We start from the raw sequence: 16,571 nt of genomic DNA, 5'->3' as shown, positions 1-16,571 counted from the left end.
ACCTTTCTAAGCTAACAACCCGATGCCACAAGCATAGGTAAGAGAATATAAGCTTATCTCGCATAAAGCAGGGACGTCGCTATTATAAAATGTTTCAGGAAAGGGTGTAAAGGTGGTGTGTGAGATTCGCATCGGCACCGCTTCTGAACGTTATCAGCCATCATGTTGCGAAAGTAGGGGGGATGGGATCTGTATCGGCATAGATCCCATGTTAAGGTTGTTTAAGGATTTGTTTTGAGTTCTTTATTTAGCAAGTCGTTAATATCAGCGAGTGTTTCTTGTAGCTTACCGTAGGAAACGCCAGCCAAAGGACCATCTTGAGCTTTCACGTTTTGTAATTCAGTTGCTAGTTGGATACATGCCAAAATAGCGACTTGTTCACTGCTTAAATTAGTGCTTTTCTTTCTGATTCTGTCCATTAACTGACCTGCATATTCTGCAGCACTGCGGATTTTCTCGCTTTCTTGAGGTTGGCACGCAAGATTAATATCACGACCTAGTATATTGACGGTAATTTTTGACATTATTCTTCTCCGGCAGGTAAATTAATCAAGATTTTTTCGACACGTTCGCGAGCTTGAATCGCCCCATTTTTCAGTATTTCATAGTCATTTTTTAAGGATTGGACCTGTGTTTCGCTCTGTGAAAGCTGTTCGCGAAGCTGTTCAACGGTTTGTTCAAGACTTTTGATGGTTTTTTCAAACTCTTGGCTTTTCAGTGTAGAACTAGATACCTCATTTTTTAGCTGATGAATCAACGCGTCTTTTTCTTGGATTTCTTGAGTTAAAGTCGTTTTTTGAGCATCAATCTTTTCCGATAAGGATTGGTTCTCGGAAAGCGTTTCTTGGTATTTTTTTTCTAAATGATGTTTCTCTGTGACGAGGTATTTTATTTTCTGGGCAATCTGTTCTAGGTCTTGAAGCATAACGACTATTCCAATTCTAATAATCTACTTAAAGTAGCGTTCATTTTAACCTAACACACCTGTTTAATTGGCCTGAATAAACCTCTGCTAAAAAATTAGATAGGAGCAGACTTGATCAAAAAAATAAATTATTTTTAAATGAAACTATTTGTAAAAAGAGGTGTCTATTAGTATTGTCAAAGGTGCGGCAGGACTGAATGCAGCGGTACCGTTGAAAACAGATGCTACTCATTGATAGCGGTAGCACGCACAATAAGGTATTTTGGTGTAGGCCTCAAAATGAGGGTACAATACCTTTTGTTTTAAGCATTGAAATGGTTTGGCATGAAAGATTTATCAGCATGTGTATTGATTATGACAGCGGTCCCTGATTTATTAACCGCAAAAAGAATTGCTCATCAAACAGTTGAACATGGCATGGCAGCGTGTGCACATATTTCACCAGCAGGTCTGTCCGTGTATATGTGGGAGGGCAAATTGCAGGCTGAATCGGAAATGCAACTATTAATAAAAACGACGCAAGCAAAGCAAGAAGCTTGTGTACAAGAGATTAAATTAGCACATCCTTATGAGATTCCAGAAATTGTGGTGATGCCGATAGTAGGCGGATTGCCGGAGTATCTTTCTTGGGTGGCTAAAGAGGTAGCAAGTCATGATTAGTATTTCCCCCAAGAAAATCATATATGGGTGCCTAGCCTTATGGTTAGCGTTGTTGGTAGGATGGATGAATGTCGTTCATGCAGATGAGTTTTTGGAGCCTGAACAAGCCTTTCAAGCAACGGTGTCCGTATTAGATGAGGATCAGCTGCTAGTAGGGATTAAGGTGGCACCTGGTTATTACTTGTACAAAGAAAGTTTGAACGCGACACTGGATGCAACGCCTTTAAATATGACGTTACCAGTGGCCGAAGAAAAGTATGATGAAAATTTTGGGAAAGTGGTACAAGTCTATCATCAGCCTTTAGTGCAAGGACAGATAGATGTAAAGGGTACGTCGCGTGAAGGCAGTCTGGTAGTGCATTTTCAAGGGTGTGCGGATGCAGGGTTGTGCTATCCACCCATGGACGAGACGTTTACGCTGAGTAAGGATGCTTCTGGTAAATTAAACGTGCAGCGTTTATCGGCATCGGACACTTCCTTTATGAAGTTTCCTTTGAATACTCGTCAAAGTAGTCAGGTCGATACAATCATCAATGAAACGGACCGCACGACAAATGTAACGGCGTTATGGAACGAAAATGATGAGGGAGTCGCACGTTATCTGACTCAGGCTTCATTATGGCAAATCGTGTTGATTTGTTTTGCGTTAGGCGTGATGTTGTCAGTAACGCCTTGCGTATTGCCCATGTTACCTATTTTATTGTCTATCATTGTTGGAAAATCTTCATCTTCGACAACGGTATCCGCTAAACGAGGCTTTGGCGTGTCAGCTGCTTATGTATTGGGCGTATCGCTGGTCTATACTTTGTTGGGCGTGTTGGCGGCAGCGATGGGGGCCTCTTTATCGATTTGGTTGCAAAATCCTTGGGTATTAGGCACGTTTGCAGTGATTTTGGTTGTTTTTGCATTGGCCATGTTTGATGTGTTGAATTTACAGATGCCAGTTGCCGTCCAGAATTTACTCAATAAAAAAACAAATACGATTAAGGGACATGGTGTAGGACAAGCGTTTGTGGTCGGCTTATTGTCGGCGTTGGTGTTAGGGCCTTGTGTGGCAGCACCAATGGCGGGCGTGTTGTTATTTATTGCCCAAACTCAAAGCTTATTAACAGGTGCATTAGCTTTGTTTTTCTTGGCGTGGGGGCAAGGTGCATTATTGTTACTTTTAGGGATAGGTGCAGGACGTTGGGTGCCTAAAACAGGACAATGGATGTATCGTGTGAAAGCATTTTGTGGTTTGTTACTGTTGGCGACCGCATTATGGTTGGCTCAAGCGATTTTACCTAGTGGTTTGTCGATGATATTGTGGGCCGCACTATGCCTAGGCTTTGCTATTTGTTTAGGGTTGTTTGAATCGATAGGCAACATCACTTTATGGCGACTTTTGTCTAAGGTGTTGAGTCTTTTATTTGTGTTATGGGCGTTTGTGATCGTGATAGGCTATGCGGCGGGTGGTCGCGATGCCTTAAATCCTTTAAGTCCGCTAACAATGGCTCAAAACAAAGCTTTGGGCAGTGTAGCGGGTCATTTAGAATTTAATGATATTCACGATGGAAACACCTTGAATCAGGTGTTGCAACAAGAAAAAATCGCTTTGGTGGATTTTTATGCGGATTGGTGTGTGGCGTGTATTGAAATGGAAAAATATACGTTTACCGATCCCCGTGTTGAACAAATGATGCGTCAAATGAAGTTGTATCGTATTGATATGACGGATTTAACGCAAGCACATATGGATATTTTGAAACAATATCGATTATTTGGACCGCCCGCTATTTTGATTTTTAAAGAAGGGAAATTAGTCGAGCGAGTGATTGGTTTTAAAAATGCCCAAGACTTTGCCTCGATACTACAACGTGCTCTGAATAAGAATTGACGCATGTTTCACGGTGGGGGGAAAGAGGGGCGATCTGCTGATGGGGTAATGCGTCCCTCACCGTGAGTAAACAAGGCTGTCAATCTACTGAGATATAGAGAGTGTGTCTTACAGCAAGTAGATTCGCTCACCGAACCGCTGCGATAGCTCGAAGCATGTTTCACGGTGGGTGAAAAAGAGGGGCGATCTGCTGATGGGGTAATGCGTCTCTCACCGTGAGTAAACAAGGCTGTCACGTCATTGATATGCCGTCAATCTACATCAAAAAACCTTTTGCTCGAACAAAATGTCCCGATTCAATCGTGAGGTCAGACGGCGGTTAAGGCGACTTATCCTCATGATCAACAATCTCACAGATCGTAGGCGAATCGTTCTTTTAGGCAGTCGAGATTCATTTCTTGTAGAATGGCCAATTGTCGCTGTCTGGCACTGTGTTTGCTCTTGGCGATGATGAGTTCGTTTTTCATCGAGTGTTCCCATCCAACCAGTTCCGTCACCGTGACTTGGTAGCCATGGGCTTCAAGCTGTAAACAACGCAATACATTCGTTAAGTGACTACCAAATTCTCTTGAATGTAAGGGATGTCGCCAGATTTCGGACAAAGGGGTTTTGCCAAGGGTATGGCCTTTGAGTTTTCTAAACACGGCAGCGACTTCTGCTTGACAACAAGGCACCAGTACCACGTATTTGGCTTGATGAATAAGTGCAAACTTTAAAGCATCATCTGTAGCCGTGTTACAAGCATGTAAAGCGGTCACGATATCGACTTTTTCAGGAAGACTGGGGTGATGAAAACTGTCTGCCGTATTCATTTCTAAGAAACTCATGCCTTGTTCAAAACCGATTTTTTTGGCCAAAGACTGAGCATTAACAATAAGATCATGACGTGTCTCAATACCGTAAACATGAGCTTGCGGGAAGTTTTTGAGGAACAAATCATAAAGAATAAAACCGAGATATGATTTGCCTGCCCCGTGATCCACGAGATTCAGGGTGTCTTGATGATCGAATATATCTTTCATCAAAGGTTCAATAAACTGAAAAAGATGATAGACCTGTTTGAGTTTGCGACGTGTATCTTGATTAATTTTTCCGTCACGTGTCAGGATATGTAAGGCTTTCAACAGCTCAATTGATTGACCTTCGCGAATTTCAGGAATCAGACTCATGGGCTTATACCGTCATGGAAAAAATACGAGTTTCGGGTTTGTTTCGTAACATTCTTAAATCAAATGCCATACAGATATTGCGTGCAAAGGTTCGCCCCTCTTCGGTAATATCGATACCATTCGGTAACAGAGTGAGTAAGCCATCGTTTTGCATTTCCTGTAATCGTTCTAATGTTTGGGGAAGTTCGGCAAACTGTGCTTGCGGATCGTCCCAACGCGTGTGCAATAAACACATTAGATTTAAGATATGACGACGGATCACTAAATCTTCTGAGGTAAGAATATGTCCTCGATAGATAGGCAGGAGGTCTTTTTGCAAATATTCGTAGTAAGTTTCAATAGACTTTTCATTTTGGCCAAAAGCATACCAAGTATCGCCAATCGCCGAAACGCCCAAGCCGATCATCACCTGTGTTGAGGATGAGGTATAGCCCATAAAATTACGATGAATCTTGCGGTTCAACATCGATTGGTATAGCTCATCTTGAGGCAAGGAAAAATGGTCCATGCCAATTTCTACATAGCCTAATGCTTCTAATAACGCTTTGCCATTTTCGTAAAGTTTACGTTTTTCTGGACCACTGGGTAGATCGTTTTCATCAAACCCACGTTGGCCAACACCTTTGATCCAAGGTACGTGTGCATAGGAGTAAAAGGCGAGTCTATCGGGTTTTAAGGCGATGGTTTGCTTAATGGTTTTTTCTTCGCTTTCCCAAGTTTGAAACGGTAGGCCAAACACTAAATCATGGCTAATGCTGGTGTAGCCTATTTCTCGAGCAATTTCCGTTACTTCTTTGACTTTAAAGTAAGGCTGGATGCGGTTAATCGCGATTTGAACCTTAGCGTCATAGTCTTGAACGCCGAAACTGACGCGTCTAAAACCTAGATCGTATAAAGTTTGTAAATGGGAACGAGTGGTGTTGTTCGGGTGACCTTCAAAACTAAAACTATGTTCTGGTGCGACGGTGGATGTGGATAAAATTCCCTCAATCAGACGTTTGAGGTTTTCAGGTTTGAAAAAAGTCGGGGTGCCACCACCTAGGTGAATCTCGCTAATATTCGGGCGATCGCCTAGGATGTTCAAATATAAAGACCACTCTTTAAGAAGTGCGTCAATATACGGCTCTTCGACAGAATGTTTTTTGGTAATGCGTTTATGACAGGCACAGAACGTGCATAAACTTTCACAGTAGGGTAAATGAATGTATAAGCTAATACCTTCTTTGGCATTACTTTCATCAAAACTTTTTTTCAGTGTTTGTATATAGCGTTCGCTACTAAAGCCCTCATTATCCCAGTATGGAACGGTAGGGTAACTGGTATAACGAGGACCGGGGATGTTGTATTTTTGGATGAGATTTTGCTTCATTTTTTCTTCTGACGAGGTGTTTTGGGCGTTTTTTCTTCAAACTCAAATCCTACTTTGCCACCTTTATTGAGTACCAAGTAAGCTTTAAATTTGCGATGAGTACGATTGGAGACAAAGTTCTCTAATAAATCGGTTTTGCCCTCATCTAGCAATTTCACCACTTGATCGGTCGATAGTTCTTGTTGAAGAATGATTTTGGATAGCTTCAATTCTTCTTCTTTCAATGCTAACGATGCAGGCGGATGTTTAATGATGTATTGCATACCCGTATCGTAAATTTCGGCTTGAGAAACAGGGCAAATAGTAGGGGTTAGTGATGCAAAATCGATTTTCTCATCATCTTCCTCACTGTCTTGTCCAAAGTCAAACTCAAGTTTTCCGTCTGAGGTGATTTTTAACAAGGCAGAAAAAGGTCGTCCCATCTTGCTAATAAAGCCATTTAATGGACCCAGCTCGCGGTTTTTCAACAAGGTTTCCACTTCATCTGTTTCAAATGTACGACCACCAGGATGTTTGGTAATTGAAAAATCGCAATTATCGCAGGCATAACGTCTGTAATTTTCTCTGACAACACCATGGCACATAGGACAAGGCGTAGAAAGCGTGACATAATCGCCTGGAATGGTGTCAAGTTCATATTCTTTGGCACGTTTGACCAGTACTTGGGTGACACGCGTAATATCCTGCATAAAAGACTGTCGTTCTAGCTGTCCTTGTTCCATTTGTTTCAGTTTATGTTCCCACTCACCTGTTAGTTCAGGAGAGGTTAACTCGGTGACTTTTAAACCATTCAGTAGGGTCATTAACTGTCTGGCTTTTGCGGTCGGCACTAAATCACGACCTTCACGGTGCAAATACTGTTCGTTTAATAACCCTTCGATAATGGTGGCACGTGTCGCAGGCGTGCCTAAGCCACGTTCAGACATCGCTTCACGCAGTTCATCGTCTTCGACTAATTTTCCTGCCGCTTCCATGGCACTTAATAAGGTCGCCTCGTTATAACGTGCAGGAGGACGTGTTTGGGCTTCTTTGATATAAATATCTTCTGCAGACACTTTTTCATTATGTTCGATCGGCACCAAAGCGTCTTCTTCTGTGTGTTGGCGACCATATACTTCTAACCATCCAGGAGAAACCAATACCTTACCTTCTGTCTTAAATAATTGACCTTCGATATTGGTAATACGTGTGGTTAAATTAAACTGGGCAGCTGGGAAAAATACTGCCAAGAAACGCTTTAATACGAGATCATAAATTTTTGCTTCCGCATCGCTGAGTTCTTTTGGCATTTGCAAAGTAGGAATGATTGCAAAGTGATCAGAAACCTTTTTGTCATTAAAGACGCGACGATTAGGCACGACCCAATTATGCTGTAATATCTTACTAGCAAAAGGCACATGAGGGCGATTAATACTCGTGGTAGATTCGGTAATGGTTTGTAATGTCTGCTTGACCTGAGATAAATAATCTTCAGGTAAATAACGTGAATCAGTACGAGGATAGGTTAATACCTTATGTTTTTCATAAAGTGCTTGAGCTAATGCCAAAGTGGTTTTCGCAGTGAAACCAAAACGAGAGTTAGCTTCTCTTTGTAAGCTCGTTAAATCAAATAAAAGAGGCGATTGTTGGCTACTGGGTTTAGATTCCTCCGTGACCACGCCAGTTTTTCTATGGCATTTGGATTGAATGAGTTCAGCCGTTTCTTTTAGCCAAATACGATGATCTCGGTCATCGGGATCTTCGTTGTTTTTCTTGTGATTAGGATTAAACCAACGCCCCTCATAAAAACCATTTGCACACGCAAAATTAGCGTAAACTTCCCAATAAGTGCGTTCTTTGTGGGCCCGAATTTGTTCTTCACGTGCAAATACAATCGCTAAAGTCGGTGTCTGAACGCGGCCGACAGGTGTTTTATAAAAACCACCATCTTTACTATTAAAGGCGGTCATCGCACGAGTGCCATTGATTCCGATGAGCCAGTCTGCCTCAGCACGAGAACGGGCCGCATCTTCAAGAGGTTTCATATCGGCATCAGGACGTAGTTTAGAAAAAGCATCGACAATGGCCGAACGGGTCATGGATTGTAGCCAAAGACGCTGGATAGGTTTTTTCGTACCACTGTATTGGACAATGTAACGGAAGATAAGTTCACCCTCTCGTCCCGCATCACAGGCGTTAATGAGTGCATCTACATCACGTCGTTTGATTAATTTTGTGAGCATATTCAAACGAGCTTGAGACTTTTTGTCGGTAGGTACAATATCAAAATGTTTTTTTGGAATCGCTGGTAAGTTAGTAAAAGACCACTTTCCACGGCTGACATCATCAGGATTGGCTAGTGTCAATAAATGACCGACACTAGAAGAAAGCACATAATGCTCACTTTCATAAAAATCTCCCTCTCGTTTAAAGCCCCCAAGCGCCTGAGCAATATCACGAGCTACAGATGGTTTTTCTGCAATAATAAGCGTTTTTGACATATGACCAATACCTTTTTGTTATAAAAATATGTTTTATTAATTTAGGATACACTAATTTGCCCTAGATTGTAACCATGAATCTACCTATTAGGTCAATAACTCATGAACTAGTTGTACAATAGTGGGTGGAAAAATATCGATATTACACCATGATTATATTAAAGAATATTCATAAAACTTATCACGCCAAAAATATGACGGTAAAGGCCCTAAAGGGGATAGATTTATCGATCAAAAAAGGGTGTGTTTTTGGGATTATTGGTCGTTCGGGAGCTGGGAAAAGTACTTTGATCCGAATGATTAATATGCTTGAGCGTCCTGACGAGGGGGCGGCGGTATTAATTGATGACAAGGACCTATGTGGGCTAAATGATGCCGAATTACGTCAAGAACGCCATCATATTGGTATGGTGTTTCAACACTTTAATTTATTGAGTTCGCGTACGGTATTAGAAAATGTTTGTTTTCCTCTAAGATTGATGGGTGTAAGTAAAGAGGAGCAGCTAACCCGTGCGAAAGAATTATTAGATTTGGTGGGTTTGACAGGGTTAGAACACAAATATCCAGGCGAGTTATCGGGAGGGCAACAACAACGTGTAGGGATTGCTCGTGCTTTGGCCAGTCGTCCGAAATTATTATTGTGCGATGAGGCAACCAGTGCATTAGATCCTGAAACCACGCAGTCTATCTTAGATCTTTTGGCAGATATTAACAAAAAGCTGAATATTACGATTGTATTGATTACACATAGTATGAATGTGATTCGAGCAATTTGTGATGAAGTGGCGGTGATTGACGGTGGCTTGATTGTGGAGCAGGGAAGTGTAATGGATGTGTTTTTGGCACCGAAACACGCGACGACAAAGGCTTTGTTAGGTGAAAGTAATTTACTAGGCGAAGATTGGCAAAGACTGGTGACAACAGGTTTAGTCGTTCGTTTGACTTATCGTGGCGAAGAAACGACGCAACCCGTCATTAGCCTGATTACTAAAAGACTGGGGATTGCTGTCAGTATCTTGCAGGGGACGATTGGACAAATTAAAGGCATTCCTTATGGACAGGTCGTGGTGTCGATCAATGCAAATGAAACGGATATTCCCAAGTTAAAAGCCTTGTTTTTTGAGCATCAGGTTAGTTTTGAAATTTTGCAAAATGTAAGACAGTAAAAGGATCGTATGATGAGTTTTTTTCAAAGTTTTGCAAATGTAGATTGGGGCATGATTAATGAGGGTATTGTTGCCACGTTGATCATGTCTGTATTATCGTTGGTGGGAGCGGTATTGATAGGGATGCCTATCGGTATTTTGCTATTTTTAACAAAGAAAGAGGGATTATTGGCCAACAAATGGATCCATCTTATCTTGAGTGTTTGGGTGAATTTTTTCCGATCCGTCCCGTTTGTGATTTTGATGTTATGGATGGTGGATGCGTCACGCTTTGTATTTGGTTCTGCATTGGGGATCAAAGGAGCCTTAATTCCTTTGATTGTCGGGGCCGCTCCTTTTTTCGCTCGTTTGGTTGAAAATAATTTGTTGTCTTTAAAGCCGGGGATTACAGAAGCTTGTCGTGCGATGGGGGCGAACGTTAGACAAACGATATTTTGGGCTTTGTTGCCTGAAGCGAGAATTGGGATTATTCAATCTATCGTGGTGACCGAGGTGGTGTTAATCGGTTATGTCGCTATCTGCGGTATTATCGGGGCAGGTGGTCTAGGTGATATAGCGATTAATTTTGGATATTATCGTTATGACAAAGCGATTTTATGGGTATCGGTCATTTTAACGGTTGTAATTGTGCAACTAATTGAGCTTATTGGTTATGGGATGGTGAAATTTTTATCACATCAGTAATCAATTTTGATAAAAAATAATTTATGATAATCATCTTTATTGATATTTTTTCGCAAGTGCTTTAAGGAGTGAACGATGATATTAAATAAATTCTTGGCGGCATTGGGTTTGGTCGCATTAGTGGCAACAGCCCAAGCGGGTGAAACATTGGTAGTGGGTGCCAGTCCTGTGCCTCATGCAAAAATTCTTGAGCATGTGAAACCTGCTTTGGCAGCAGAAGGCGTGGATTTGGATATTAGAGTGTATAACGATTATATTTTGCCTAACCGTGCGGTAGAAGAGGGCGATATTGATGCCAACTACTTCCAACACGATCCGTATTTGAAAACGTATAATGCGAATAACGGTACAGACATCATTTCGGTCGGTGGCGTACATGTTGAGCCGATGGCATTGTATTCTTCAAAAGTGAAACGTTTGGAAGATCTAAAAGAGGGTGCGAAGATTGTGGTCCCTAGTGATCCGACAAACGGTGGACGTGCTTTATTGTTATTACAAGCACATGGTTTAATTAAGCTAAAAATCGCGACAGATTTGTTAGCCACTCCTCGTGATATTATCGATAATCCCAAGAAACTATCGTTCACCACAGCGGATGCACCGATTGTGGCACGTTTGTTGCCAGATGTAGATTTGGCGGTGATTAACTCTAACTTTGCAATGCAAGCAGGCTTGAATCCTGTGACAGACTCTTTGCTTATTGAGGGTTCTGAGTCACCTTATGTGAATATTGTGGCCACTGTTCCTAGCAAAAAAGACGATCCTCGTATTCAGAAGTTGATGAAAGCATTACAAAGTGCCGATACAGCTAAATTTATTGAAGAAACATACCAAGGTGCGGTCGTGCCTGTGTATAAAGCGCAATAATATCGTCTAGTTCTTCTTATCTTACCCCGTTCTATTTTTGAAAGGATAGGACGGGGTATTTTATTGGTATGTTGTCTCTTATCACTCGATAAAAACAAACAGATAAACGTCATATTGTTGGTGTATTTTTTGCATTAGGGTTTCTACTAAAAATTAAAAAATAGATTGATGAATGATCAAAAGTATAAGAATATAAAGATATATAGCTGAGTAATAAAAATAGATTCACAGCTTTTATTGAGTCAGTTTGTTAATTAGAAAGAAGGAGTCGGAGATGAACTATATCCGCAAAATGATGACAGCGGTTGTTTTGGGCGTAGCCTTATCAGCACCATCATGGGCAGATCCTATTGTGATCAAGTTTTCTCATGTGGTGGCAAACGAAACGCCAAAAGGACAAGGTGCTTTATTATTCCAAAAGCTAGTGGAAGAACGTCTAGCTGGAAAAGTGAAAGTTGAAGTGTATCCTAACTCATCTTTATATGGAGATGGCAAGGAGATGGAGGCATTATTGCTGAATAACGTTCAGATGCTGGCCCCGTCATTTGCGAAGTTTGATAAATACACGAAGAAAATCCAGTTATTTGATTTGCCTTTTTTGTTTAACGATATTAAGGCCGTGGAACGTTTTGAAAAAAGTCCAGAAGGTCAGTCTTTGCTGAAATCAATGGAAGACAAAGGGATCACAGGATTGGCTTATTGGAATAACGACTTGAAACAGTTGTCAGCAAATAAACCGTTGAAAGTGCCTAAAGATGCACGTGGATTGAAGTTTAGAGTACAAAATTCTGAGGTATTAGATGCTCAGTTTAAAGCCTTGAAAGCAGTTCCTAGAAAAATGGCTTTTGGTGAGATGTATCAAGGCTTACAAACGGGGGTAGTAAACGGTGCTGAAAACCCATACTCTAATATTTATTCTCAAAAAATCCATGAGGTCCAAAAATACATTACCGAATCGAACCATGGTCTGTTGTCTTATATGGTGATTGTGAATACGGAGTTTTGGAATTCATTGCCTCAAGATGTCAGAAAAGAACTGAAAGATATTTTGGATGAAGTATCGGTAGTGGTGAATGAAAAATCACATCAGTTGAATTTAGGCGATAAACAAAAAATCCTAGACGCGAAAACCACGACTATCCTGACTTTAACGCCTGAAGAAAAGGCTCAGTGGAGAGAAGCGGTGAGACCTGTTTGGAAAAAATTTGAAGCAGAAATTGGCGCGGATTTGATTCAAGCAGCCGAGCGCGCGAACGAAGAATAATACAGCTGGAAAGTGGGTTTAGCCACCCACTTGTTTTGATATAAAGAGAGATATGATGAAACGGATACTCAGCTTATGGGGGCATTTTGAAGAGTTTTTTATTACTCTTTTGCTGTCAATCATGACATTGGTCACTTTCTTTTATGTCGTGTTTAACAATGTCTATGAGTTGTTTTTTTTCTTAGGAAATGAAATTCCCAGTATCGCTTTTATCGTTGAACCGATTGGTGAATTTATCATGTGGCTTGCTCAGGAGATGACCTGGAGTATTGCAATTACAAAACTTTGTTTTGGGTGGCTAATTTTCTTTGGAGCCTCGTACGGTGTGCGTACAGCAGGGCATATTGGCGTTGATGTGTTAGTGAAGATGATGAAAACTCGAACACAAAGAGTCGTCAGTATTCTGTCTGTTAGTGCCTGTATGGCGTATAGCGTGCTGATTGCGATAGCCAGTTATGACTGGATCAGTGCGATGTTTGTGGCAGGGATTGGGGCGGATGACTTGCATCATTTTCATATTCAGTTATGGCAAGTGGGCTTGATTATGCCGATTGGGTATGGATTGATTGCAATACGTTTTTTTGAAATTTTTATTCGTATATTACAAGGTCGTCAAACTGGCTTGGGTTTGGCAGATGAAAGTAAAGATGCGGTTAAATTAGCTCAAGGAGAATCATAATGTCTGTGTTGATTCTTTTTGTATTGCTGTTTTGTTTAATGTTGATTGGCGTGCCGATTGCCATTGCACTGGGCTTGTCTGGGGCCGTCGTTATTATGTTGTTTAGCCAAGATTCTTTGAGTTCTTTGGCTATCAAGTTATTTGAAACATCGGAGCACTATACCTTATTAGCCATTCCGTTTTTCTTGTTGGCAGGGGCCTTTATGACGACGGGTGGCATGGCAAGACGATTGATAGATTTTGCCAATGCGACAGTAGGGCATATTAGAGGGGGATTGGCCATTGCGTCCGTTCTATCTTGTATGCTTTTTGCGGCATTATCAGGATCCAGTCCTGCTACCGTGGCCGCAGTGGGATCCATTGCGATTGCGGGGATGGTGCGTTCAGGTTATCCCATCGAGTTTGGAACGGGTATTATTTGTAATGCAGGCACGTTGGGGATTTTGATTCCGCCGTCTGTGGTCATGGTGGTTTATGCGGCGGCGACAGAAACCTCGGTGGGTGCTTTGTTTATGGCAGGTGTCATCCCTGGTTTATTGTTGGGCGTGGGATTGATGATCGCTATTTATATTATTGCCCGTATTAAGAATTTGCCTGCACAGCCAAGAGCTAGTTTTATAGAGTGGGTAAGGGCTGGACGTAAGGCAGTATGGGGCTTGCTGCTGATGGTCATTATTTTGGGCGGTATTTATTCTGGTATTTTTACGCCCACGGAAGCGGCTGCGATTGCGGCGGTCTATGCGTTCTTTGTGGCGGTGTTTGTCTATAAAGATATTCGATTAAAAGACTGTCCAAAAGTGATTTTAGAATCAGCAAAACTCAGCGTTATGTTGATGTTTATTATTGCCAATGCGATGTTGTTTGCTCATGTTCTAACGACTGAACAGATTCCTCAATACATCACGCAGTTGGTAGTGGAGTTGGATTTAAGTCCATGGACGTTCTTAATCGTCGTGAACATCGTGTTATTGATAGCTGGGGCTTTTATGGAGCCATCTGCCATCATCCTAATCTTGGCACCAATCCTGTTCCCGATTGCCGTGCAGTTAGGTATTGATCCTATTCATTTGGGCGTTATTATGGTGGTAAACATGGAAATTGGTATGATTACCCCACCTGTAGGATTGAACTTGTTTGTGGCCTCAGCGGTCACCAAGTTACCCATTGTGTCGGTGATACGTTCGGCTTTGCCTTGGTTGCTCATCATGTTAATGTTCTTGATCGCTATCACGTATATTCCTGATATATCGTTGGCGTTACCAAGATGGATGGGAATGAATTAAGACGGGAACGATTGAGGTGGAAAAAAGGACTGATATGAGATCAGTCCTTTTTGATTTTAGATTAACAACGATTAGCAGCTTTTAGCAATGCATTGCACTCAGGGGTGCTATTTGCTGGTTTGCTAGGAGATGTCGTAGGAGTGCTGCTGTTGTCTGTGCGAGGGGTAGTCGATTTAGAGGAACGAGCACTCGCCTTTTTGGCTGTTTTCAAAGGCCCTGAACAAACAGCATCTGAAGTGACCAGACCTGCTAAAGTTGTCACATAGCACTGGTAAGTTTGTCCATTCGCAACCGCTTGGAATTGGATGTCGTTAATATCGCCCACGCGGTTTGAAATTTTAATAAGATCGGATGATGTATTAAGTGCAAAAGCAACTTTGTTTTGAAGTACTTGGTCGGTAATAACTGAGTTACCTACGGTACCACAACCAGCCAATAATGCAGTGGCCAATAGTAATGCTGTTTTTTTCATTTTCTTCCCTTTTCATTTAGACGGTTATCTAACTATAGCATAAATTACTGCAAAAGGTGGTGCATAACTGTCACCCCTATAGGATCCAAAAAAAGGTTAGTTTGCCATGTTTTAGGAGGTGGCATAGCTAACGGGGGTCTGGATGAAACGCTAGGATATGGGTGGTGCATAAAAAAAGCTGACACCCCGTATAGGATGTCAGCAAAGGTAAAAGGAGGTTGTTATGATAATTAATCTTCTTCCACTTGGCTTTGAATATAGTTTTCTAAGCCCATTTTCTCGATGAGTTCAAGCTCTGTTTCGATCCAATCAACGCGGTCGTCAGAGGCTTCTAAAATATCTTCTAATAAATCACGAGATACAAAATCTTTTACCGATTCGCAGTGGTGGATGGCTTCAACAGCAGCTTCATGAGTTGCTTTCTCATGTGAATGCATACACTCAAGAATTTCTTTGACATTCTCACCAATTTTTAATTTTTTGATATCTTGTAGGTTAGGTAAGCCCTCTAACATAAAGATACGCTGAATGAGTTTGTCAGCGACTTTCATCTCATGAATAGAGAATTTATAGGCGTGATCATTTAACTCTTCCAAGCCCCAGTTTTTCAACATGCGTGCATGAAGAAAATACATGTTAATAGAGGTTAAATGATGGGTTAACTGTTGGTTTAAAAATTTAATTACGTTTGTTGCGCTTTTCATATTCAATACTATTAATAAAGGTTTAATCTGAAATTATTATAACGCAGGCATCTCAATAAGCCAAAAAAGCGTTTCATTTTTTCAGTAAAGAACGAAAAAAACGTAACAAAATTAGCTAAATAAAGAAGTAAATTAGAAAGAGTCTCATTTAGAGATACTCAAGACAAGCCACTAGCTTCCTGTTCTCCTGATTCATGTGATGGGTCTGGATCATTTCATCGACCGTTTTCGCACATGAACCGCAACAGGTGGCGACTCCTAACTGAGTCTTCAGATCGTCCAGGCTCGTTGCACCATTCTCAATAGCGTCGTTAACCTGTTTATCTGTGACGGCATTACAAATACAAATATACATAAGAATCATTATCACTTATTTTTACAAAAAAAACAAGTGAATGTTAAAAAAATAAAAATAGCTTTGCTAAGCAACAGCATATTAAGTGTGATTTAGTGGCGGTAAGCAATTGATATTAGAGGATGTTTTTATTTTTTGTTGAGAGTTTGTGTGCGTTGTAAAAAGTAATCAGCAAAGGGGCAGGCGTGTGTTGTAAAAGTGACGGTGTGAGAATGGTGGCTCGATGAGGTTTGGTGATGTTGTAGAAAGTGATGGTAGGTGTGAGGAATTGGCTCGTAGGATGATGCGTAGATAGGCGTGTGTTGTAGAAGTGACGGTGTGGGAACGGTGAGCAGAGTAGGTTTAGTAGTGTTGTAACGTAGTTAGTGAGAGTGAGGAATTGACTCGTAGAATGATGCGTAGATAGGCGTGTGATGTAGAAAGTGATGTTGTGAGAATGGTGACTCGATGAGGTTCGGTGATGTTGTAATGCAATCGTGGGTGTGAGGAATTGGCTCGTAGAATGATGAAGTAGATAGGTGTGCGTTGTAGAAGCGATGGTGTGGGAATGGTGGGCGGAGTAGGGTTAGTAGTGTTGTAACGTGACCGCAGGTGTGAGGAATGGTTGTTAGAAAGATG

The 16,571-nt window shown here is 41.3% G+C and carries 16 protein-coding genes; 8 read left to right on the top strand and 8 right to left on the bottom strand.

Annotated features, from left to right (window positions below):
* Window positions 1-221: 221 nt before the first annotated feature.
* Together IX83_RS08355 and IX83_RS08350 are read right to left on the bottom strand one after the other, a co-directional pair.
* Complete coding sequence (locus tag IX83_RS08355) at window positions 222-524, bottom strand: cell division protein ZapA (RefSeq protein ID WP_038501310.1); 303 nt, start codon at window positions 522-524, stop codon at window positions 222-224.
* Window positions 524-925: a hypothetical protein gene (locus IX83_RS08350; RefSeq protein ID WP_038501308.1), complete on the bottom strand. Its 402-nt coding sequence runs from the start codon at window positions 923-925 to the stop codon at window positions 524-526. The genes IX83_RS08355 and IX83_RS08350 overlap by 1 nt, the downstream gene beginning before the upstream one ends.
* Before the next feature lie 324 nt (window positions 926-1,249).
* Here IX83_RS08350 and cutA point away from each other — a divergent pair, with 324 nt between their 5' ends.
* Together cutA and dsbD are read left to right on the top strand one after the other, a co-directional pair.
* On the top strand, window positions 1,250-1,585 hold the full coding sequence (gene cutA / locus IX83_RS08345) for a divalent-cation tolerance protein CutA (protein WP_038501305.1): 336 nt from the start codon (window positions 1,250-1,252) through the stop codon (window positions 1,583-1,585).
* On the top strand, window positions 1,578-3,461 hold the full coding sequence (gene dsbD / locus IX83_RS08340) for a protein-disulfide reductase DsbD (protein ID WP_051919602.1): 1,884 nt from the start codon (window positions 1,578-1,580) through the stop codon (window positions 3,459-3,461). Before cutA ends, dsbD begins: the two co-directional genes overlap by 8 nt.
* A gap of 350 nt (window positions 3,462-3,811) precedes the next feature.
* Here dsbD and IX83_RS08335 read toward each other — a convergent pair whose 3' ends face one another.
* From IX83_RS08335 to IX83_RS08325, 3 genes are read right to left on the bottom strand one after another with little or no spacing between them, the layout of a single operon-like run.
* Window positions 3,812-4,630: a class I SAM-dependent methyltransferase gene (locus IX83_RS08335; protein WP_038501303.1), complete on the bottom strand. Its 819-nt coding sequence runs from the start codon at window positions 4,628-4,630 to the stop codon at window positions 3,812-3,814.
* A gap of 4 nt (window positions 4,631-4,634) precedes the next feature.
* Entirely contained in the window at window positions 4,635-5,999 is a 1,365-nt protein-coding gene (gene hemN, locus IX83_RS08330; protein ID WP_038501301.1) for an oxygen-independent coproporphyrinogen III oxidase, read from the bottom strand.
* Complete coding sequence (locus tag IX83_RS08325; RefSeq protein ID WP_038501299.1) at window positions 5,996-8,479, bottom strand: DNA topoisomerase III; 2,484 nt, start codon at window positions 8,477-8,479, stop codon at window positions 5,996-5,998. Before IX83_RS08325 ends, hemN begins: the two co-directional genes overlap by 4 nt.
* A gap of 149 nt (window positions 8,480-8,628) precedes the next feature.
* Here IX83_RS08325 and IX83_RS08320 point away from each other — a divergent pair, with 149 nt between their 5' ends.
* The 6 genes from IX83_RS08320 to IX83_RS08295 all read left to right on the top strand — a co-directional run bounded on the left by IX83_RS08320 (window position 8,629) and on the right by IX83_RS08295 (window position 14,422).
* Complete coding sequence (locus IX83_RS08320; RefSeq protein WP_038501297.1) at window positions 8,629-9,645, top strand: methionine ABC transporter ATP-binding protein; 1,017 nt, start codon at window positions 8,629-8,631, stop codon at window positions 9,643-9,645.
* Window positions 9,646-9,654: 9 nt separating this feature from the next.
* Entirely contained in the window at window positions 9,655-10,329 is a 675-nt protein-coding gene (locus IX83_RS08315; protein ID WP_038501295.1) for a methionine ABC transporter permease, read from the top strand.
* Window positions 10,330-10,404: 75 nt separating this feature from the next.
* Complete coding sequence (locus IX83_RS08310; RefSeq protein WP_038501293.1) at window positions 10,405-11,196, top strand: MetQ/NlpA family ABC transporter substrate-binding protein; 792 nt, start codon at window positions 10,405-10,407, stop codon at window positions 11,194-11,196.
* A 292-nt stretch (window positions 11,197-11,488) separates the two neighbouring features.
* Window positions 11,489-12,460 carry a TRAP transporter substrate-binding protein gene (locus IX83_RS08305; RefSeq protein ID WP_051919692.1) on the top strand — a complete coding sequence of 324 codons (972 nt, stop codon included), beginning with the start codon at window positions 11,489-11,491 and terminating at the stop codon, window positions 12,458-12,460.
* A 52-nt stretch (window positions 12,461-12,512) separates the two neighbouring features.
* Window positions 12,513-13,139, top strand: a complete 627-nt coding sequence (locus tag IX83_RS08300) for a TRAP transporter small permease (RefSeq protein WP_201770242.1) — start codon at window positions 12,513-12,515, stop codon at window positions 13,137-13,139.
* On the top strand, window positions 13,139-14,422 hold the full coding sequence (locus IX83_RS08295) for a TRAP transporter large permease (protein WP_038501287.1): 1,284 nt from the start codon (window positions 13,139-13,141) through the stop codon (window positions 14,420-14,422). Before IX83_RS08300 ends, IX83_RS08295 begins: the two co-directional genes overlap by 1 nt.
* 61 nt (window positions 14,423-14,483) lie before the next feature.
* Here IX83_RS08295 and IX83_RS08290 read toward each other — a convergent pair whose 3' ends face one another.
* From IX83_RS08290 to IX83_RS09130, 3 genes are all read right to left on the bottom strand, one after another.
* A complete protein-coding gene (locus IX83_RS08290) occupies window positions 14,484-14,894 on the bottom strand; it encodes a hypothetical protein (RefSeq protein WP_051919595.1) in 411 nt (136 codons plus the stop codon).
* 230 nt (window positions 14,895-15,124) lie between these two features.
* On the bottom strand, window positions 15,125-15,598 hold the full coding sequence (gene bfr, locus IX83_RS08285; RefSeq protein ID WP_038501285.1) for a bacterioferritin: 474 nt from the start codon (window positions 15,596-15,598) through the stop codon (window positions 15,125-15,127).
* 148 nt (window positions 15,599-15,746) lie between these two features.
* A complete protein-coding gene (locus IX83_RS09130) occupies window positions 15,747-15,953 on the bottom strand; it encodes a (2Fe-2S)-binding protein (RefSeq protein ID WP_051919592.1) in 207 nt (68 codons plus the stop codon).
* Window positions 15,954-16,571: the final 618 nt, after the last annotated feature.

This window comes from Basilea psittacipulmonis DSM 24701 (assembly GCF_000743945.1).
Taxonomy (GTDB): domain Bacteria; phylum Pseudomonadota; class Gammaproteobacteria; order Burkholderiales; family Burkholderiaceae_B; genus Basilea; species Basilea psittacipulmonis.
This window is presented reverse-complemented; position numbering and strand designations above follow the sequence as displayed.